Source organism: Sporomusa sp. (assembly GCF_057736855.1).
This window is the reverse complement of record NZ_JBYKYF010000017.1, coordinates 1-19,383: the sequence shown is the minus strand read 5'-3', so window position 1 is coordinate 19,383 and position 19,383 is coordinate 1. Positions and strand designations below refer to the sequence as shown.

The window sequence follows — 19,383 nt, the reverse complement described above, 5'->3', positions numbered from 1 at the left end:
CATTGTCATTACCAAAGAACTGCCTTTAGGAAGAGAACTCATCCTACAATTCCCACCAACAGTCAAACTCATTTGCGAAGCTGGTACAGGGTATAATAATATCGATGTAAACGCTGCCAGAGAAAAAGGCATAACTGTCTGCAATATTCCCGGTTATAGCACAGAAGCAGTTGCGCAACTAGCAATTACCTTCCTACTAAGTCTAAGCGCTTCGCTGACAAAACAGCAAATCATGATTAAGCAAAAAAATTATGATAATTTCACGAAACATTTGCTAGTACCTCATTTTGAGATACAGAATAAAACACTAGGCATCATTGGGGCTGGCAGCATTGGGCAGCAGGTAATCAAAATTGCCCGTGCCTTGGGCATGAACGTCGTTGTCTATAGCCGAACCCCAAAAACGTGGAGCGACCCCCAAATAAAATCAGTTGCTTTAGAAGAATTGCTAAGACAGAGTGATTTTGTTTCCCTCCACTGCCCCCTCACCCCTGAAACAAAACACATTATAAATCAAGACAGTTTAGCACTCATGAAACAATCGGCCTTTATTATAAATACCTCGCGCGGAGCACTTATCAACGAAAAACACTTAATTGAAGCCCTCCAAACAGGAACAATCGCTGGTGCCGCCCTAGATGTCCAAGACCCTGAGCCCCCTGAATTAACCAATCCCTTATTTGACATGGACAACGTCATCCTGACCCCGCATATTGGCTGGAAACCACTTGAAACCCGCCAAAGACTCATTCATCTCCTGACAAATAATATAGAAGCTTTTATTAAAGGAAAGCCTATAAATGTCGTAAGTTAAATACCTCATAAAACACTGCCCCACGGCTACTTATGTGCGTGGGGCAGTAACATATTCTTTTTTTAATGATCAATCGACAGAAGTATGTTACAATAATGGTTATCACTATCAGGGAGGCAGAATATGTTAGATCAAGCATTAAAGCAACATTTATTAGAAATTTATTCGTACAATCATTTTGTAAACCTGTTAGAAATGAAAATTATAGATTTAGATGTAAATACAGCAAAACTATCAATGCCTGTGCTTCAGGATAAGCATACCAATCTATACCAGGTGGCTCACGGCGGCTCTCTGGCTTCGCTGGCCGACACTGCTATGGGAATGGCCTGTGGAACTACCGGCAAGAAAGTCGTAACTTTGGAAATGAATTTGAATTTTATCCGTGGAGTCGAATGCCAAGAAGCGATTACTGCGGTTGCAACGGTAATACATAACGGAAGCCGAACGATGGTTGTAGAAGCAGATATTTTGGACGGTGCGAACCGTTTAGTAGCCAAAGCCAGAGGAACTTTTTTTGTAATCGGTTCATTTATCTAGAAGCCGCGGAAACCTCTACTCTCTAATTAGGAAGTAGGGGACTTTTTTTGTCTATTGGCTTTTACATGTACATTACCTAAAAAAAATAATCGGTGACTCCCCTAGCCACAGCTCGTGCCATTTCATTCTGCCAGCCTGGATCTGCCAGTTTTGCCGCTTCCTCCATATTAGAAATAAAAGCCATTTCCAGGAGTGCTGCTGGTGCGTTTGTATATCGCAATATATAAAGTTTTGTTCTTTGTCCGGATCACCATCATCCCAGTCTGCTCGTAGCCATAACTCTGGAAAGGCTGACGTTATCTGATTAATAATACAAGTAGCTAACCGATCCCCCTCTGTCTTTCCTAATGTTGTGTAAATTTCAGTACCATGAGCTTGCGCACTGATTGCTGCATTACAATGAATAGATACTACCAAATCGGCTCCCCAAAGATTGGCAAGATTACAGCGATAGCTTACACTATGGGTTTCTGGCTGTTCCCGCTGAGTCCTTGTCAATAAAACCTGATACCCCACAGCCTCCAGATATTGTTTCACCAGCGTACTAACTGCCAGATTTACATCAGCTTCTTGTAAGTTGGTTATGGGATTAACTGCCCCCGGGTCGGTTTTTCCACCAGCATGTCCGGGGTCAATACAAATCTTCGCCACGAAACTTCCTCCCTTATGTGGTTATACGTGTAACCGCAGGTGTTTACCTATCACTTTCAATCAGCATTTATAGTATTACATTCTTTGTACCTCAGTAGTTAAACGCCAAAGTTTTTTGATTACGGTAAAAACAGTTTCAAAAAAAATGAGCCAAAGAAAACTTTGACTCGCAACATCGTATTGTCGAAATAGGAAAACCTTAGCGACTACTAATCAAGTTTCTGATATACGCATCGACTGTATAACCTATAACCCGTTTACCGGCAATGTCCGGGTGTAACCCATCCTGAGCATATTTGACTGGTAACAAACCATTTTCATCAGCTAACACACTGTATATATCAATATAGTAAGGTTGAGTTTTAATAAATGCATTGACTGTTGTTAATTCTTGCTGCCAGTTCTTAGCAGTTTCCTGATGAAACACCCGTTGTATGCGGTCAGGATTTAGAGGCGGAAGAGTTAAGAATATTGGCGTAACACCATTTTTCTTACATTTTTTCTTAATAGCTTGCAATGAGTCAATCACCTGTTGAGCAGAAGACCCGCCCCTTATACTATTTGTTCCTCCCAAAATTAGCAAATATCTAGGTTTAAACGGCAAAACCTCGGCTTCAAACCGTTCCACCAAAGCCTCGGCCGTATCACCACTTTTACCTAGATTCTTAACAGGGACCGATAAGTAATGGGAATAATCAAATCTCTCATCTGAAGGAGGATTAGATACGGCTCCCCCCCCATGAGTAATGCTATCTCCATAAGCTGCCCATTGGTAGCTGTCTGTTTCTACTTTGAACGCAACAGCCTCAGAGTATCCTCCCAGAGCTCGATTATCTTGGTCAAAGGCTCTTACCCGCCAATAATACACGCCTTGTTGGGTAAATGGTACAGGATCATAAAAATCAAACCCTGGTCCCATAGAGTAAGAGCGCACCCGGTAAGGAGACGGTTCCGTATTATTTTGCATATCCGGCATCTGGTTTGTTACTTCAATCTCATAACGTGCAGCCCCTAATACAGGAATCCACGAGTATACAGGATATAATGGTACCGGATTGTTAGTAAAGAGAGCAGTCGGAGTTGCCTGATCTGGATTTACTTCTGCCTGCGAAAGCAACACTGGCTGCGTAAAAGGCCCAACTGGATTCTCATCTAAATCCAAAGGGCGAACCCGGTAATACAGTTTTTCGATATCCTGATGTTTAAACAAGGCTAAATCTAACTCCACACCCGGTGTATATATATTAGTGGTTGTATAAATTACCTGCGTTGGCGGCGCTGGGATATCTTCCTTTACCGCATTGCTGGCTATTTCTAGTTCATACATGACTGCGTCTACAGCATTGGGCCATAATAACCGAATTTTACCTGCCTGTGCTGCTGTTGTTCCGGTTAAAAAAACTAGTATTGCTATCAGGACTATTATTCTTGCTAATCTCAAACCTTCGCCTCCGTTATACTACTACTATACATTTGTTTTTCATCAGCTAAGATCTACATTTCTTGATACATTAGCAAAATCCTGCAAGTTTTTCCTGGTAACTATAACCACAATCATTTATTATATATAAATGAGGATGTCAAAAAACATTTTTGCCACAACTGACATATAATTATTTTTTAAGCTTTACTTTTCTCTGAAACCATAGTATAGTTAACTTAACCCGTGCTTCAAGAAATTTTTCCATTAGTCCTTCTCATTATAGAGAAGCCCAATGCGTAAATCTTCTTAGCCAATGTAGGGTAATCTATTATGAGGAGGTCATACATCATGGCCCAAGACAAGACATTATCCTGCCGCGATTGCGGCGCTGAGTTTATTTTCTCAGCATCTGAACAAGATTTCTTTGCAGAGAAAGGTTTCACTAACGAACCTAGCCGCTGCCCAGAATGCCGTGCTGCCCGCAAACAGCAAAACAATCGTGGCGGCGCTGGTCGCAACTCCGGCTTCCACCAACGCGAAATGCATACCATCATTTGCGCTGCTTGTGGAGCGGAAGCCCAAGTTCCCTTCCGTCCTAGCAGTGATCGTCCTGTATATTGTAGAGACTGCTTTAACCAACAAAACGGCAGACGTTACTAAAACAATGCAAACCCCTTGCGACAACAGCGAGGGGTTTTTATATGTCATTTTTTGTTTAAAAAAAGACCAAGCTCGGCCAATTGACAACTAACAACTTCTAAGTTAGAATATAATTGTAAGTAAAATTCTGGGGGGTGTTACTGGATGAAAATTGCGCTTGTCGGCTTGGGAAGAACAGGAAGAATCGTAGCCCAGTATCTTTTGGAACAAGGTTCGCTCTGCATGGTACTTTGCAAACCAAACAATTTAAATGCTAACAGGGATTTGGGTGAGGTGTTAAACATCAAACCCACAGGAATCACGCTCGAAACAACCGCGCATTTAGAAAGAAAACTTTTTCATAAGAAACCCGATGTACTCATTGACTTTTCTAGTCACCACTTTCTGAAAGAAAACATACACACACTAGCTAAGTGCGGCGTAAACGTAGTAACAGCGGTAACAGACTATGATCTAGCCGAAATTGAGAAGTTTAAATCCTTGGCTGATAAAGGACATATCGGTATTGTAATGGCTCCCAATATTACCTATGGAGTTAACGTTCTGATGTTGATGGCTGAAATCGCAGCCGAAATTTTAGGTGATTATGACTTTGATGTTTTCGAAGAACATCATAAATATAAAAAGGATCGACCATCAGGTACTGCTATAAAAATTGCCAATAGAATTCGTAATCGCTTAGCCACTCCGAAAGAAATTCCTGAGCATGTTGTTAGGTCAGGTGGTATTGTCGGTAAGCATAAAGTGTTAATATGTGGTGAGTTTGACAAAATTGAAATTACTCATGAATCCTTCTCCCGCGTAGCTTTTGCTCAAGGCGCCTATAAAGCGGCTCAATTCATAGTCGGCAAAACCGGTTTTTACGAAATGAGCGATATTTTCGAAGTCGAGCGCCAACGGCGACGCCGCCAAAATGTAGTCCTGCATGAACAAGCCATTGCGCTAGAAAAAGAAGACCCGGCATAATACATAAAACTGATGTTTACTGAGGTGTATAGGTAATCTATGGATATCAGTAGAACAACAATAAATACTTCTTGTATTAAAATATAGTAAGACTACTTTATCATCTAGATGGTAGTCTTATTTTTCTGTCCTACTAAGATATAATATATGTTAAATTGCACACAAATGTATTTAATTTGTAAACATCCGTTGACAAAATTAGTGTTTTATTACTATAATTATAGTAATCATGGCAATGAGGCTTGTCTAAGATTTAGACAAGCCTCATAATATTTGAGGTGAAAGTGAAATATGGAAAAAACAAGTAACCACAACATCGATGCATCCATATTATTAGGTGAGTTAAAAAGAGCAAACAATGAGATGGGCAAGGTTATCCGTACAATTCAAGAAATTGCACAACAAACTAATCTTTTATCACTCAACTCAGCAATCGAAGCTGCGCGTGCTGGTGAAGCGGGACGAGGCTTTGGAGTCGTAGCCGATGAGATCAAAAAATTAGCTACACGCAGTTTTTCCTCTACCAAAGAAAGCACCAGAATCATCGAAAACATTCAGTCTAAAGCCAATGAAGTTATGGCCGTACGAACCGCTGACTTAGCCTATGATATCATTGATAAAATTGACCGTAACCTGTTTGAGCGCAACTGCGACGCACAAGCCTGGGCAGGCTTTCCACAGGTAAAAAACGCCCTTTGCTCCACAGCACCTGACCGTATTGAACAAGCAAACCGTCTGCTGCAAACACTTGTTGAAATTTATGAAGTATATTTTGATCTTTATGTGCTTGATACCACAGGAACCATCGTAGCTAGTGGTGTACGGCGTGATCTCATTGGCAAAAACATGGCTGATAAGAGCTGGTTTCAGGAGGTAAAAACGGCTAAAGCCATTTCAGTAAGCGACCTATACCTTTCCTCTGTTGAGAAACGATATACAGTAGCTTACTCTTGTCCGGTTCGCAGTGATACCGGAGAAATTATTGGCTATTTTTCCTCCCGGTTTAACTGGGATTACATTTACGACATATTAGATACAGCCCGTGTTGGAAAAAATGGCGATATCTTTATCATTAATAAGGACGGCTATGTTATCGCCCATCCTAGCCGCAAAGGCATTTTAGTTGATAATCTTAAGCACCTGGAAGCAGCCCAAAAAGCCATGCGCGGTGAAACCTATGGCTTTATCATTAAAAACGAACCTAATGGCAACACTAAGATTTACGGCTATGCGCATACTCGCGGTTATAATGCATACAAAGGAAAAAACTGGTCTGCGATTGCCAGTGCAACCATTTAATAAAAAAGATAATAAGCATACCAAAACAAGCCGCCACTTAAGTAGTAAACGGCTTGTTTTCTTATCTGTCTATATCACCCGAATGTAGGAAACTCCTCATGTTTTCCTAGTACCTTTAATGCTTCTCTGGCTTCGTCAATGGTTCTCCCAAGCTTTTCTACTCTTCTGGTATTGGAGTTTAACAAGAGGTATTCGCCGTTTAAAACCACAACCTGTTCTTCCATATCTTCACTAAACCAGTAGGTCGTAGAACCTAAGCTAATTGCCGACACCGGAACCATCTCCTTTACCATTTTTTAATAATTTCGCCAAAAATCAGAAAATTCCTGTATTTAGTATGACTATTTTTTTACTTTTTTACTCCCCCTTCCTACTAACCCTAATCTTAATTAAAACAATACCATATTATTCCAAAAAATTACAGGGATTACACTTAGATTTTTTTTGTATTCTTTGTTAAATGGCAACTGGCAAGACATCACGAAAGTTAACACTTTCGTGATGTCTTGCCAGTTGCACTTTGCATCTGAGTCAGGACAGAAATGATCCTGGCTGTATCTGCCATTCTTTCGGACGTTGAATATGATTATTATAAACCTGCGCAAAAGTCGGAGTTAATTCTTCAAAATCAATAATGAAAAGTCCTGGATTTCTCTTTAAATCAAGTTCAACCAACTGATTCATGGTACTACTGTCTTGACTGGATACAATGCGGACTACCGGAGTCGTTTTGCTGTTTATGCCTACCCCTAAAATCAAGCCGCTCTGATTATTACTAAGCCGTACCATTTTACCCATGGGATAAACGGCTACATTTTGGGTAAAAATGTCGACAATAGCCGGATTAAAATACTCGCCTGCTGCCTGATTTAAAATAGCAACCGCAAAATATACAGGTGTAGGCTTCCGATAAGGTACGCCGGCAATTAAACGGTCATATACATCTGCGATGCTGATAATTTGCGCATACTCGCAAATATTGTCTCCCCTAAGCCCCATAGGATAGCCACTGCCGTTCCAGCGCTCATGATGTTGAAAGACTGCATTAGTCACTTCGTTGGACAAAACATTATTTTCGCGTAATATCTCTAATGAGTAATAACAATGTCGCTTGTACTCATCACGCTCATACTTTGTCAAAAAGGGAGGAAATTGTTGTGCCACATATCTGGTAAATTTTGTTTTTCCAACATCATGCAGCATAGCTGCCAGCCCCAGTTCGCGTAACTGCTGTTGATCATACCCTAGGGCAAGACCAGTCATGACTGACAAAATACAAGTATTAACGGCATGAGAAAACATGTACGCTTCTTTTCGGCGTATATCCAGAAGATGAATCATAATTTCCGGATTTTGTTCAAGCTGATTGATGAAATTAGTAACCATATTTTGCACACGGCTGAGGTTTATCCCTTTACCGACACGAAACTGTTTAACTATCTCGCGAGCAGTGTCCATGGTTTCTTTTCGCTGTTGGGGAGTATTAAAATCCTCTGATTCACTCTCATCTACCACCAGCTCAGGATAACCGACAAACAATGTTTCAATACCTTTATTGCGAAGATAACGAATATACCTCTCCTTAATTTCTACACCTTCATGAAGCAACACCGTACCATCAGATGAAATCAGTGGCTTAGATAGGTACATGCCTGGTTGTATTTCATCTAAAGATATACTCTGCATAGATTCCTCCTTTTCATGATAAGCATGTCGCCTATCAGCTGTAAAAATGTAATTACATAACTATATTTATATATATTATCGAACATAATTAAAAATTCTTTATAGACGAAACAAGTCATTACCAATATTTTGGTTCACATTTCCAAAAAAATACCCTCCTGAGTTGCCAAAAGGCATCTACAGGAGGGTATCATTTTGGGAATTATACAGATTCTAAAGATTCGATAACTGGTGGTGTAAACGGAGCAGGCGATTCAAGAACTTCTGTCGGTAACCCCATTGTGGCCAGTAAATCAATAAATGGTTTTGGATCCAATTCTTCTACATTCACCATATGTTTTACATCCCATATGCCACGGGCAACCAAAATAGCTGCCGCCGCTGCCGGCACCCCTGCCGTATAGCTTATGGCCTGAGACTCAACTTCTTTATAACATTCAGCATGATCACAGGTATTATAAATAAAGATTTCCCGCGGTTTATTATCTTTAGTTCCACGGATATAGTTGCCGATACAGGTCTTACCGGTATAACCAGGCGCTAAAGAAGACGGATCTGGCAATACGGCTTTTAATACTTTAATCGGTGCAATTTCAATACCTTCGGCTACTTTCACCGGTTTTTCCGAAAGAAGTCCGATATTATTCAATACATTAAACACATTCAGATAATGGTCGCTAAAGCCCATCCAAAAACGAATGGAATTTGCATCAATGTTTTGCGAAAGCGAATGCAGTTCATCATGTCCTGTCAAATATATCGGACATTTTCCTACCACCGGGAAATCATAATCCATTCTTATGGAATGAACTTTTTGCAGCACCCATTTACGGTCAATCCAAGTCCATACTTTCCTAAATTCCCGTAAGTTAATCTCTGGATCAAAATTAGTGGCAAAATACTTGCCATGATTGCCTGCATTAACATCCATGATATCAATAGTATCAATGGTATCAAAATACTCTTTTTGGGCCAAAGCACACCATGCATTAACCACACCAGGATCAAAACCAACGCCTAAAATTGCGGTAATTCCGTTTTCTGCACAACGACCTTTACGTTTCCATTCATAGTTGGCATACCAGGGTGGGTTTTCACAAACTTTGTCAGGCTCTTCATGGATGGCTGTGTCCATATACACAGCGCCGGTTTGAATGCAAGCTTCCAAAACCGACATATTAATATAGGACTGCCCTACATTAATGACAATTTCCGACTGAGTATCTTTGATTAAATTAACCAAAGATGGAATATCTAACGCATTCACTGTCCGTGAATACAGTTTTTTAGTTGGGTCTTTCAGATGATTCTTTCGACGTATGCTTTCAATGATAGTGTCACATTTTTTTTGGGTTCGTGAGGCAATACAAATGTCACCTAACACATCATTGTTCATGGCGCATTTATGAGCAACTACATGAGCTACTCCCCCGGCGCCGATAATCAAAACATTTTTTCTCATTTCTCTCTCCTTTTCTTATTATAAAATTTATATTTTTATCAGGATAAACTATTTATGAAATCGGAATATCCAAATTCGCGGATAACCTCAATCGTATCATCCAGCCTTCGCACAACAATGGCTGGCATCTGCAATCCATTAAACCAATTCTTTTTTACCATAGTATAACCAGCTGCGTCGGCAAACCGTATTTCACTGCCAATCGTTAGTTTATCTTTAAAATTAAAGATGCCAAAAACGTCACCAGCCAAACACGAACGCCCGGCAACCATGTATCGATAATTTCCATTTTCGCCAACATCCATCTTGGCAGATAATCGGTAAATCAATAAATCCAGCATATGTGCTTCTACCGAAGCGTCAACAATGGCTATATCCATTTCATTATGCACTATGTCAACTACACGGGTGACCAGTTCGGCACAGCCAGTAATAGCACTCTCACCCGGTTCTAAATACACTTGCACATTGAATTTGTCAGCAAACTCTGCTAGCTTTTTACTAAATTTTTCAACTGGATAGCCCTCTTTAGTAAAATATAAGCCGCCGCCCAAACTTACCCATTGAAGTTGCTTGAGCATATCCCCATACCGTTCACCAATAGTGTCCAACTGCACAGCAAATTGGTCAAAATCATCATTTTCGCAATTATAATGAAACATTAAACCACTGATACGGGGAAGCTGTTCTGCCAGCAGGGCTTTATCCACCACGCCTAACCGTGAATATTTTCGTGCTGGATCGGCCAAGTCAAAATGCGAGTAACTGATTCCGGGGTTTACGCGTAAACCAAGTTTAGCATTCTTGGCAATGTCATAGTACCGCTCTAGCTGGGAAACAGAATTAAAAATGATTTTGTCGGCAAATCCGGCAACCGCTCGAATATCCTCTTCAGAATAACCCACACAATACGCATGAGTCTCCTTGCCGAACTTCTCATAGCCCAGTCGGGCTTCATACAGTGAGCTAGAGGTAGTTCCGTCCATATACTGGCGCATCAAGTCAAATACACACCATGTAGAAAAACACTTGAGCGCCAATACCGACTTAGCTCCGGAATGCTGTCGCACCTGTTCAATGATTTGTAAGTTGCGCAGCAATTTTTTTTCATCAATAAGATAGTAAGGTGTAGCAATCTTCATTCAGCAACGTTCCTTTTTTTGTAATTATTCTCCAAATAGGAGCCTGGGCTCAGGACATAAAAACGAGCCACCTCGCCCTGTGCAACCCGTTAAACCGGATTGATGAACCAAGCAGCCATCTCACTGCGTAACTACTTTATATTATTTCTCATTAATAATAGCAAAAATCTGCTCATTTGTCGATATTTCTTTAAAAACTAGCAAAAAATCTATTTACTTGTTGTTTCATCCATAGATTGCTATTATTTACGTAGTTAGCTATAGCAACCAAATTGTTCAAATGTATTTGCGTGTATATAAAACGGAAAGCCAAACTACTTCCTAAAATCCTTGCTATTGTCATAGTTTTGTCATACTTTAATGATATTGTTTGGTAGATGGCAAAATCTATTGCAGCCATCATTCATTAGGGTATTGCTTTGAAGGAGGATATATGATGAATAAAAAAGTGTTAACCCTTCTCGCAGGAACTATGTTGGTAGCCAGCGTTAGCTTTGCTGCACCAATTACCGACGTACAACATGACGAAACTTCATTAGGGTATAACCACTACAACCTAGATGCAGCCGGAGTAGACTTTGATGACGACAGTTTCTATCTGGAAAATGGAGTTTCCGATAAAGTAATTCTTGGTCTTGAAAGAAACACCTATACCGTTCCAGGCACCCATACTAACCTTACTGACGTCTATGCACATTATAAACTAGATTCAAACATTCGCCTTATACTCGGAAACCGACACTACAGTGACGGGCCAAATAAAATGTTTTACGGTATTGGTGCCAATACCAACCTGGCATCACGTCTTGATGGTTATGCCTCAGTAACTTCCAGCAGTATTGCTACTGAGTGGCAAACAGGCGTAAATTATAAGCTGAACAATCAAACCGCCCTCCACCTTGGTTACAAATCTTACAAGGAAGATGGTCTCTCAAGACTTGATGGCGTAGGCTTCGGCGCAAGTTACAACTTCTAACATGTGTCCCTAAAACTAACACATCAAAGCCAAATACTACCAGGAGCAAATTCACACCTGCCCTGGTAGTATTTTTTGTATTTACCCCGGATACCATGATATTCCTTTATAGGGCAGACACTGACACTACTTCCAAGTAATTTGTAAAGGATTTCTCTCTACCAATCGTTTGTAGGTGTATTGGGGATAACCAACCATCAGCGCGCCAGTGACACCAAGCTCCTCTGGCAAATCCAGCAAATCCAGCAACGGTTGATAGCCGTTAGCGGCACAAGCCTCTAAAAATCCTGCCCAGCAAGTCCCCAGTCCTAGCGTTGGCGCATACAGCTCAGCATACGCCAACGAAAAATGGGTGTTATCCCGGAAGCGTGCAAGCATACTTTTAGCCCCAGCCGCTACCACCAAACAAGGAGCTCCTCGCAAAATTACATCTACCCCAGTTGTCCGATACTTGGTAACCACACTAGAAAAATACGGAGCCCACACAGATGCAGTTTTGATCGCTTCCTCCATCCAGTCAATGGTCAACGCCGTAAATTGGCGTAAAGTTTCCGGCTGATCATAGACATAGTAGCTGACTCCTTGAAAATTGCCGCCAGTCGGTGCATACCGGGCAATATCCAAAAGTTGAACAATTTTATCCCGTGGTACGGCCATGTCCTTATATGCGCGAATAGAACGCCGTGAACGAAGGAAAAGGGCCGCCGTATCGGCATCAAGCACAGGCTTAGTAGGAAGAGGCGTTTGTTTAGCTAAAGGCGCTTTGCGATTATCTAAAGCAGCCTGTGGACAGACAGCGACACAGTGCCCGCAAGCAATACACTTCCCCTCTGAGTAGTACGGTCCCTGCTCTCCCATACCGATAATTCCCAACGGACAGACATGAGCACAAAAGCCACAGTTAATACACTTTTCTTGATCGACTTGTATAAGTTTCACTACACCAATTCTCCTTTATCATAGATTCTTGTAAATTCTGCATGTTTGCTAAAATTCCTTCAAGTTCATATTTTTAAGAAATACAATTTCCCTTTACAGCAAGAAACATTTTCCAATTAATAACAATCGAGTAGTCATCTACCAAACAAATGGGTAGTCGACTACTCGATTCTCTGCATTTGACCATATTAGCTAGCGGGTTCATAACAAAGCGCCTCGTCATTAAACGTAAAACCGTGGGGTTCCGCCACTTAACCAACCAGTGTTCTTCACCATGGTATGTATCAACTTTAGTATATTCCAGTGTATTCTAATGTCCCCGACAAAATACTCGCAGCCATACGCTTATTACTATAATGCTTACCGCAACACCTGCAGCTATTAACCAAGATTGAACCATGACATTGCCAAAATAACAAAACGCAATAGCTCCAGGCACACTGCCTACCACAGTTGCCAATGCATATGGCCAAAATCGAACTTTTGACAATCCTGCAAGAAAACTCACGGCATCCCACGGAATAACGGGAGCCAAACGCAGAAGCAATATGGTTTTAAAGCCATGCGTTGTTGCCTGATTATCCAATTCTTCCAAACATGTTCCTTTAGTCCACAATTTGAGCCTATCATGTCCCAAAAGCCGAGCAGTCCAAAAACATAAAGCGGCCCCACAAACAGTGCCAATAATCAAATATATCGTTCCCCATACAGGCCCAAACGCCAAGCCCCCAGCCAAACCCAAAATGGCAGCAGGAAAAAAGAAAAACGGCCGCAGGATATTGCACACTATGTAAAGCAGCGGACCCCAGTATCCTAAGGATAACATCAGAGTCCGTATGGTTTCTGGTTTAAACCGTTCTATCCCCAATAGGTAAACATATCCAATCCCTATCACAATAAAACCGGCAAAACATGTGACAATGGCCGGCCTAACAACTGTTTGACTGTAGTATCTCATAGATATCAATTATATACCTTTTATCACTTTTATGTAAAGCTAAATCTTTACTAAATCTCTCATGCACCAAACCACTATAATACAAGCCAGCAAATCCACGCCTAAAATGTGCACCTTAATTTCGTTGGCGTAAATCCTTTTGCGGAGTAGCAATAATATATACATTCCGTACCACATGACCAGGATTAAGGTATTGAGCATCAAACCACATATCCTGAAATCGTAAAGCATTAAAAGAAGATATCCCATCCGGATTGTTTATCGAGAACCAATGAACTGCAGGATCGGCAAAAAAAATAGTGTCAGGCCCTTTCGTGGGCGATTCAGAAGCTGCATAGTACCCGGTCACTACCACCCAATGTCCGCCCCAGTCAATCCATTCCACCAGTGTAGGTATTCCTTTTTTCAGGTTTTCACGAAGTAGTCCAATAGTTCCATTATAACCAACAGTTACGTGAAATCCGTTTTTCTTTAACCATTGTTCTATCTGCTCTGGGGTAGTACCAGGCCGCTTAGAATTCATATCTCCGGTTCCCATTTCCCGGGCGATAGTCATTTCCGTTGCGTGGTTCATGGCTTCCTCACCTAGAAGATTATACCAATGCAAGAGGGACATGACCGCAGCCGGACCGCAGGTATAATCAGTAGTCTGTTGATAGCCTTTAACGCCAAGCGATATATAGTAGGGACTTGATTTCATTTCATAGTAGTTGGCAGCACCAGTTGAGTTTGGCGGCGGCAGGCTGACATCTTCGCCAGCAAGATTTGTCGTTGCATAGCACATTAAAAGGCAAAAACAAAGTAATGCTGACCTCCAACAATTAACCTGTATCCATTTGGCAACCATACTGCCCTCCTATACGCCTACGCTTAGCAGCAATCTCCTACCATCATCGTAAAGCGGTGATTGCAGCTACTGTCACTAATGTATGACAGCAAAATATAAATAATTACTGCTAAGAACAGGCCTGTGCAAAAACAGAAAAAATAAAGTTGTCTAGCTCCTGTAAACCTATGCGTATGTTTTCTTAAGCCAATTTTTACCTTCTACCAATCTGGCAATAAGCATTGAGCAAACCACATTGCCGGTAGAATTTAATAATGTTGCCGGGGCATCAATGATGGTGCTGATGACTGCAATAATGGGAAGAACTTCTGGCGAAAAACCATAAACACTAATAATCAGCATTTCGCCAATCATACCGCCGCCGGGAATGGCTCCCATAACCGCCCCAACCAAAAAAGATACGCCCACAATCCCCAGGCAGGTAGAAAAATTACTCATATCCATGCCGAAAATACCAAATAAAAAAACGATTTTTAGTACCCCGCCAAAAACAGAACCATCTTTATGAATGTTAGCGCCCAACGGAATAACGGTTTCCACCATATCTTTAGGTACCCCAATCGCCTTTGCCGCCACTAGATTAATAGGAATCGAAGCAGCACTTGAGCAGGTAGCAAGCGCCGTAACCGATGGAGCTAATGCATTGCGCCAAAATACCTTAACCCCGTTCTTGCCTGCGGCAATATAGGCATAGAGACTAAAAAAGCCAAAATAATAAATAATAGTCAAGACTAAATAAGTAATAAATGTCTGTAAATACCCCTGCAGGATTTGTGTTCCAAGCTCTCCGACCACATTAGCAAAATAGGCTCCCAACCCAATGGGTGCATAATACATAATAAGCTGGACTATCTTCATCATGACCTGAGTTGCCGCTGCCAGAAAGGCAGCAACCGGTTTCGCTGCTTCACCCACTAAAGCTGTAGCTAGTCCGGTCAATGCCGCTAGCACAATTAAAGGCAAAATGTGAGACTTAGAAAGTATCAGCGAAAAATCAGCTACCGTAAAGGTTTTCACCAACTGCTCCAAAATACTAATCTGGGCTGCTTTATCCTGACTGCTCGGCTCAGACTGAACAACATTTTGCAATGAAGAATAATCAATTCCCGCTGTTGGATTCATAAGCAAGGTAACTCCAAGCCCCAATACTGCCGCAAGAAAAGCCGTAGCAAAAAACACCAGAACCGTACTGGCCATAATTTTGCCTAGCCGTGTCATTTCTCCCATCGACGCGATCGCCGAGGCAATACTGAAGAACACCATAGGTACAATAATCATAAATAACAGATTGAGGAACAAATCTCCTAACGGTTTAAGGACCGAAGCTTGCGGGCCTAACACTGCCCCCACTGCCCCACCAATAAGAACTGAGCCTAATAAAATAACAGAAAATACATAATCTTTTAAAATTAATTTCATAATATTAGATCACCTAGTTCCTTTCGTAAAAATAGCTGCTGCAAGACCAATACAAACTAACCTTCATAACCATCGCAAGGCAATGAATAGTAATAAAGCTGCAGAGAAATTATTCCTCTACAGCTTTATTGCTATTCAACACATGATCAAAGAAGCAAACCTATCTTTCAAGCCAGTGTACCCAATTATACATTAGGATTCCCCAGTATCTTACACATATTCGACCAAAAATTCCACAGCTTCTGCTTCCGGACATTCATCCACAATGTCACGGATAAAGTTAACTTGCCTGTCTAACAAGACACCGCTACTGCTTACCATGGCCACACCAATCACGGCTCGCTGCCAGGAATCCTGGAATTCTGTCTCAGCTACTGATGCGTTTACCCGTGAACGAATCCGCTCGGTAATCCGCTTAATAATCTGCCGTTTTGCCTTGAGCGAGCCGACATCAGGTAAAAACAGTTCGATAGTACAAATGGCAACCTGCATATTAGCCTCCGACAATCTGAACGGCAACCTGGCGACGCCGTGGACCGTCAAATTCGCAAAAATAAATTGCCTGCCATGTACCTAAAAATAAATCATGATTTACAACCGGTACAGTAATGGATGAACCTACTAATGAACTCTTTACATGGGCCGGCGAATTGCCTTCTCGGTGCCTATACGGAAGGTTAGGAACCATCTGGTCAAGCGCTTTTAGCATGTCAGCAACCACATCAGGGTCAGCATTTTCATTGATGGTTACGCCTGCAGTCGTATGGGGTACAAATACCTGGCAGATTCCTTGCTGAATACGGCTGCGCCGGACATACTCCCTTACTTGTGCCGTAATATTGATAAACCCTTTTACCGGAGTATCCAGCCAAAATTGTTCCATCCACTTCACCTCGTTATTACCTTTATGAGATAATTTACTATAGTAACATTTTTTAACAATAACATTGTCAATATGCCGGCTCAGAATCCATTATTCCGGCGTCTGCATCATCGCTTCCCTAAACTTGCCCGGGGAACAGCCCATATATTTTTTAAAAACCAGAATGAAATATTTATAGTCCTGAAAACCTACGGTCTCACCAATTTCATATACTTTCAACTTGTCCTGCTTGAGCAATTCTACCGCTTGAAGGACACGATAACGGTTTAAAAAATCATTAAAGGTATAATTGGTCTCCTTTTTAAACTTTAAGTTTAAATATGTGCTGGAAATACCATATTTCTTGCTGAGATCATTAATGGATATTTTTTGGGCATAACAGGTTCTAATATACTCCAGCATCTTGCTGGTATATTTGCTGGTATCTGCCTCCAGAATATGAGGATCAATTAGCTTATCAGTGGATATATGTTCCAATGCCGCTACATATTTTTGTACTTTTTTCTTGGTTTCAATTTTACTGGTAAGTTTCTCTAAAATTTTGTACAGATGATCAAAATCAACGGGTTTGAGTAAGTATTCGGTAACATTGAGGGAAATAGCCTTTTTCGCATATTCAAATTCGCCATAACCGGATATAATAATGGCCTCATACTCGTACTCACCAATACTTTCTTCCAGCATTTTCAAACCATCTTTACAGGGCATTTTTACATCGGTAATTACGATGTCCGGGCGAATTTCTTTGATCTTCATCAGTCCCTCTTCGCCGTCAGCTGCCTCACCAGCCACAACGCAATTTACTTTCAGCCAATCCACCATAAAAATAAGCCCTTTGCGGATGATATCCTCATCTTCTACAACCAAGACCTTATACATCGTTATCCTCCAATATCGCAGGTATCTTCAATAGAACCCTCATACCCTTCCCATGAGCAGACTCAATGGTAAGACCATACGCTTGGCCATATAATAATTGTGCCACCCGGTGAACATTATACAAACCGATACGCTCAGGCATCGCATTCTCATCGTTAAGCACAGCTTGCAGCGTTTCCAGTTGTGCTTGGTCAACACCTGGTCCATCATCTTCGACACAAAGTACAAGCTGATTATCCACCACACGGCCAGTAATCTGGATGACTATTTTTTTGGATTTTTCCAACCCATGGATGATGCTGTTTTCTACTATCGGCTGAATGAGCAGTTTAGGCACCTTACAGGTTAAAATAGCTTCATCAATATCAATACTATACTCTAAACGCTGATTGTGCCGCATTTTTTGGAGTAAAAGATAATCCCGCACATAACCGATATCGGTTTTTAAAGACACATGCGTACTGCCATAATTGATACTATAACGCATCAGATTGGCAAAAGCCACCACCATTTTGGCTGCCTGATCCGGATTAATTAAGATTTCATACCGCAGTGCTTCCAGTACATTAAAGGCAAAATGAGGGTTAAACTGCCCTTCCAGATGTTTGACTTCCATTACCCGCTTGCGTTCAGCCATTTCGTTATTACTTTGAATCAAATGCTGAACTTTGATCATCATGCGATTGAAATTGTCATACAGCATTTGAAATTCTTCAAACGTCTGCGACTTAATTCTGTAGTTAATATTACCTTGCCGACATTCATTAACTGCATATAGCAGTTCATCGATGGAGTAGAGATGGCGTTCTGTTACCTTATCGGCCAAAAAGCGCATCAAAAGAAGTAAAAAGCCACTAATGCAAATAAGGAAAATCGTGCCAAACTGAATAATTTGTTGTTGTTGTGCAACAGAAATCATGGTAATGATTCTGATATTGCTGTCCGCTATCGTATTGGTGGTAACATGGAACGGCTTTTTGTCGATAACAATGGTAGATTTATTTTCTGAGTCATCTTTATATTTACCAAGTGAATCGATCAACAGGCTATTGGTAGAAAAAATGACATTATTAAAAGCATCGGTTATGACAATAATATCGGCATCGCGGTTACGCATAAGGGTACTAAAACTATCTTCTTGCAAACAAAAAACCAGATATCCCATAATCCTATTATTAGCCATGATCGCCCTGATAAATGTTAAGTTTGCTTGTTGGCCATGCTCAAAAGGAATATGCACGACGCCACTATAGGTCTTACCTGGATCAGTAGCTACACTCGTTAATGCTTCCTGAATGGTTCGATTGGCTAAAAACATCTGTTTGTTTGTTTTATAAAGATTAGTAGCAATTATCTCTTTTTCATGATTTAGCAATACAAAATTAGTTCTAAGCTCTTGGCTAAGCGAAAACTCATATAATAATTGATTAACATCACGAAGCTGATCCTGTTCTATAATAGCTCTGGTTAGTTCTTCCCTTTCTGCAAAATCTTTGATGCCCTTGTGATAACGATTCCACTGATCGGCAATAAAGCGGCTTACCGTTTGATTACAGTCAGTATTTGCCTTCACAACAAATAACCGGTAATTCAGCAGCATAAAAGCGAAAAATATGATAAACATCAGACAGATCAATGCTACGATATACCGGACAAATACGCGCTTCATATAGTCTTTAAATGTTACGGTTTTTTCCATGTCTTCACCAATTTTTTATTGATTGCTTTCCATAAAAAATATCATTGTTTTCATTATAAAACAGGGTCCCCATTATGGGAACCCTGTCAGGCTGTCGACAAAGTATTGTCGATAGCCTTTTTATTTATTATGATCATCTG

Annotated in this window: 20 protein-coding genes; 6 read left to right on the top strand and 14 right to left on the bottom strand. The window is 40.9% G+C overall.

Annotation, left to right across the window (positions count from 1 at the left end):
• Together AC29Z1_RS02360 and AC29Z1_RS02355 are read left to right on the top strand one after the other, a co-directional pair.
• On the top strand, positions 1 to 814 hold an 814-nt coding region (locus AC29Z1_RS02360; RefSeq protein ID WP_488269854.1), incomplete at its 5' end, for a 2-hydroxyacid dehydrogenase.
• A gap of 123 nt (positions 815 to 937) precedes the next feature.
• Positions 938 to 1,354, top strand: coding sequence for a PaaI family thioesterase (locus AC29Z1_RS02355; RefSeq protein WP_488269853.1), 417 nt, complete (start codon positions 938 to 940; stop codon positions 1,352 to 1,354).
• 72 nt (positions 1,355 to 1,426) lie between these two features.
• Here AC29Z1_RS02355 and AC29Z1_RS02350 read toward each other — a convergent pair whose 3' ends face one another.
• Positions 1,427 to 2,005, bottom strand: coding sequence for an N-acetylmuramoyl-L-alanine amidase (locus tag AC29Z1_RS02350; protein WP_488269852.1), 579 nt, complete (start codon positions 2,003 to 2,005; stop codon positions 1,427 to 1,429).
• A 199-nt stretch (positions 2,006 to 2,204) separates the two neighbouring features.
• A complete protein-coding gene (locus AC29Z1_RS02345; RefSeq protein ID WP_488269851.1) occupies positions 2,205 to 3,446 on the bottom strand; it encodes an SGNH/GDSL hydrolase family protein in 1,242 nt (413 codons plus the stop codon).
• Between the two features lie 330 nt (positions 3,447 to 3,776).
• Between AC29Z1_RS02345 and AC29Z1_RS02340 the strand changes: the two genes are divergently transcribed.
• From AC29Z1_RS02340 to AC29Z1_RS02330, 3 genes are all read left to right on the top strand, one after another.
• Positions 3,777 to 4,088, top strand: a complete 312-nt coding sequence (locus AC29Z1_RS02340; RefSeq protein WP_488269850.1) for a zinc-ribbon domain containing protein — start codon at positions 3,777 to 3,779, stop codon at positions 4,086 to 4,088.
• Between the two features lie 144 nt (positions 4,089 to 4,232).
• A complete protein-coding gene (dapB, locus tag AC29Z1_RS02335; protein ID WP_488269849.1) occupies positions 4,233 to 5,054 on the top strand; it encodes a 4-hydroxy-tetrahydrodipicolinate reductase in 822 nt (273 codons plus the stop codon).
• Positions 5,055 to 5,345: 291 nt separating this feature from the next.
• Complete coding sequence (locus AC29Z1_RS02330; protein WP_488269848.1) at positions 5,346 to 6,353, top strand: methyl-accepting chemotaxis protein; 1,008 nt, start codon at positions 5,346 to 5,348, stop codon at positions 6,351 to 6,353.
• Between the two features lie 74 nt (positions 6,354 to 6,427).
• Here AC29Z1_RS02330 and AC29Z1_RS02325 read toward each other — a convergent pair whose 3' ends face one another.
• The 4 genes from AC29Z1_RS02325 to nspC all read right to left on the bottom strand — a co-directional run bounded on the left by AC29Z1_RS02325 (position 6,428) and on the right by nspC (position 10,643).
• Positions 6,428 to 6,646, bottom strand: coding sequence for a hypothetical protein (locus AC29Z1_RS02325; RefSeq protein ID WP_488269847.1), 219 nt, complete (start codon positions 6,644 to 6,646; stop codon positions 6,428 to 6,430).
• A gap of 238 nt (positions 6,647 to 6,884) precedes the next feature.
• The gene (locus tag AC29Z1_RS02320; RefSeq protein ID WP_488269846.1) at positions 6,885 to 8,039 is read right to left on the bottom strand and encodes an HD-GYP domain-containing protein; all 1,155 of its coding nucleotides are present in this window, start codon (positions 8,037 to 8,039) and stop codon (positions 6,885 to 6,887) included.
• A gap of 202 nt (positions 8,040 to 8,241) precedes the next feature.
• Complete coding sequence (locus AC29Z1_RS02315) at positions 8,242 to 9,501, bottom strand: saccharopine dehydrogenase family protein (protein WP_488269845.1); 1,260 nt, start codon at positions 9,499 to 9,501, stop codon at positions 8,242 to 8,244.
• Positions 9,502 to 9,539: 38 nt separating this feature from the next.
• Positions 9,540 to 10,643, bottom strand: coding sequence for a carboxynorspermidine decarboxylase (gene nspC, locus AC29Z1_RS02310; protein ID WP_488269844.1), 1,104 nt, complete (start codon positions 10,641 to 10,643; stop codon positions 9,540 to 9,542).
• A 436-nt stretch (positions 10,644 to 11,079) separates the two neighbouring features.
• Between nspC and AC29Z1_RS02305 the strand changes: the two genes are divergently transcribed.
• A complete protein-coding gene (locus tag AC29Z1_RS02305) occupies positions 11,080 to 11,619 on the top strand; it encodes a hypothetical protein (protein WP_488269843.1) in 540 nt (179 codons plus the stop codon).
• A 126-nt stretch (positions 11,620 to 11,745) separates the two neighbouring features.
• On the opposite strand, the gene AC29Z1_RS02300 is transcribed toward AC29Z1_RS02305, so the two are convergent.
• The 8 genes from AC29Z1_RS02300 to AC29Z1_RS02265 form a co-directional block, all read right to left on the bottom strand.
• The gene (locus AC29Z1_RS02300; RefSeq protein WP_488269842.1) at positions 11,746 to 12,558 is read right to left on the bottom strand and encodes a nitroreductase family protein; all 813 of its coding nucleotides are present in this window, start codon (positions 12,556 to 12,558) and stop codon (positions 11,746 to 11,748) included.
• A gap of 310 nt (positions 12,559 to 12,868) precedes the next feature.
• On the bottom strand, positions 12,869 to 13,453 hold the full coding sequence (locus tag AC29Z1_RS02295) for a TVP38/TMEM64 family protein (protein ID WP_488269841.1): 585 nt from the start codon (positions 13,451 to 13,453) through the stop codon (positions 12,869 to 12,871).
• 178 nt (positions 13,454 to 13,631) lie between these two features.
• Positions 13,632 to 14,363, bottom strand: coding sequence for a peptidase C39 family protein (locus AC29Z1_RS02290; protein WP_488269840.1), 732 nt, complete (start codon positions 14,361 to 14,363; stop codon positions 13,632 to 13,634).
• A 165-nt stretch (positions 14,364 to 14,528) separates the two neighbouring features.
• Entirely contained in the window at positions 14,529 to 15,782 is a 1,254-nt protein-coding gene (locus AC29Z1_RS02285; RefSeq protein WP_488269839.1) for a dicarboxylate/amino acid:cation symporter, read from the bottom strand.
• 210 nt (positions 15,783 to 15,992) lie between these two features.
• The gene (locus AC29Z1_RS02280; protein WP_488269838.1) at positions 15,993 to 16,274 is read right to left on the bottom strand and encodes a DUF503 domain-containing protein; all 282 of its coding nucleotides are present in this window, start codon (positions 16,272 to 16,274) and stop codon (positions 15,993 to 15,995) included.
• Between the two features lies 1 nt (position 16,275).
• Positions 16,276 to 16,665, bottom strand: coding sequence for a secondary thiamine-phosphate synthase enzyme YjbQ (locus AC29Z1_RS02275; RefSeq protein ID WP_488269837.1), 390 nt, complete (start codon positions 16,663 to 16,665; stop codon positions 16,276 to 16,278).
• Positions 16,666 to 16,755: 90 nt separating this feature from the next.
• Positions 16,756 to 17,544: a response regulator transcription factor gene (locus tag AC29Z1_RS02270; RefSeq protein ID WP_488269836.1), complete on the bottom strand. Its 789-nt coding sequence runs from the start codon at positions 17,542 to 17,544 to the stop codon at positions 16,756 to 16,758.
• Positions 17,537 to 19,213, bottom strand: a complete 1,677-nt coding sequence (locus AC29Z1_RS02265; RefSeq protein WP_488269835.1) for a sensor histidine kinase — start codon at positions 19,211 to 19,213, stop codon at positions 17,537 to 17,539. Before AC29Z1_RS02265 ends, AC29Z1_RS02270 begins: the two co-directional genes overlap by 8 nt.
• Positions 19,214 to 19,383: the final 170 nt, after the last annotated feature.

Coding starts and splice junctions, on each gene's coding strand:
- AC29Z1_RS02275 (WP_488269837.1), bottom strand. CDS start 16,665: ATGGAACAATTTTGGCTGGATACTCCGGTAAAAGGGTTTATCAATATT.
- AC29Z1_RS02305 (WP_488269843.1), top strand. CDS start 11,080: ATGAATAAAAAAGTGTTAACCCTTCTCGCAGGAACTATGTTGGTAGCC.
- AC29Z1_RS02315 (WP_488269845.1), bottom strand. CDS start 9,501: ATGAGAAAAAATGTTTTGATTATCGGCGCCGGGGGAGTAGCTCATGTA.
- dapB (WP_488269849.1), top strand. CDS start 4,233: ATGAAAATTGCGCTTGTCGGCTTGGGAAGAACAGGAAGAATCGTAGCC.
- AC29Z1_RS02280 (WP_488269838.1), bottom strand. CDS start 16,274: ATGCAGGTTGCCATTTGTACTATCGAACTGTTTTTACCTGATGTCGGC.
- AC29Z1_RS02355 (WP_488269853.1), top strand. CDS start 938: ATGTTAGATCAAGCATTAAAGCAACATTTATTAGAAATTTATTCGTAC.
- nspC (WP_488269844.1), bottom strand. CDS start 10,643: ATGAAGATTGCTACACCTTACTATCTTATTGATGAAAAAAAATTGCTG.
- AC29Z1_RS02270 (WP_488269836.1), bottom strand. CDS start 17,544: ATGTATAAGGTCTTGGTTGTAGAAGATGAGGATATCATCCGCAAAGGG.
- AC29Z1_RS02330 (WP_488269848.1), top strand. CDS start 5,346: ATGGAAAAAACAAGTAACCACAACATCGATGCATCCATATTATTAGGT.
- AC29Z1_RS02320 (WP_488269846.1), bottom strand. CDS start 8,039: ATGCAGAGTATATCTTTAGATGAAATACAACCAGGCATGTACCTATCT.
- AC29Z1_RS02285 (WP_488269839.1), bottom strand. CDS start 15,782: ATGAAATTAATTTTAAAAGATTATGTATTTTCTGTTATTTTATTAGGC.
- AC29Z1_RS02290 (WP_488269840.1), bottom strand. CDS start 14,363: ATGGTTGCCAAATGGATACAGGTTAATTGTTGGAGGTCAGCATTACTT.
- AC29Z1_RS02265 (WP_488269835.1), bottom strand. CDS start 19,213: ATGAAGCGCGTATTTGTCCGGTATATCGTAGCATTGATCTGTCTGATG.
- AC29Z1_RS02340 (WP_488269850.1), top strand. CDS start 3,777: ATGGCCCAAGACAAGACATTATCCTGCCGCGATTGCGGCGCTGAGTTT.
- AC29Z1_RS02325 (WP_488269847.1), bottom strand. CDS start 6,646: ATGGTAAAGGAGATGGTTCCGGTGTCGGCAATTAGCTTAGGTTCTACG.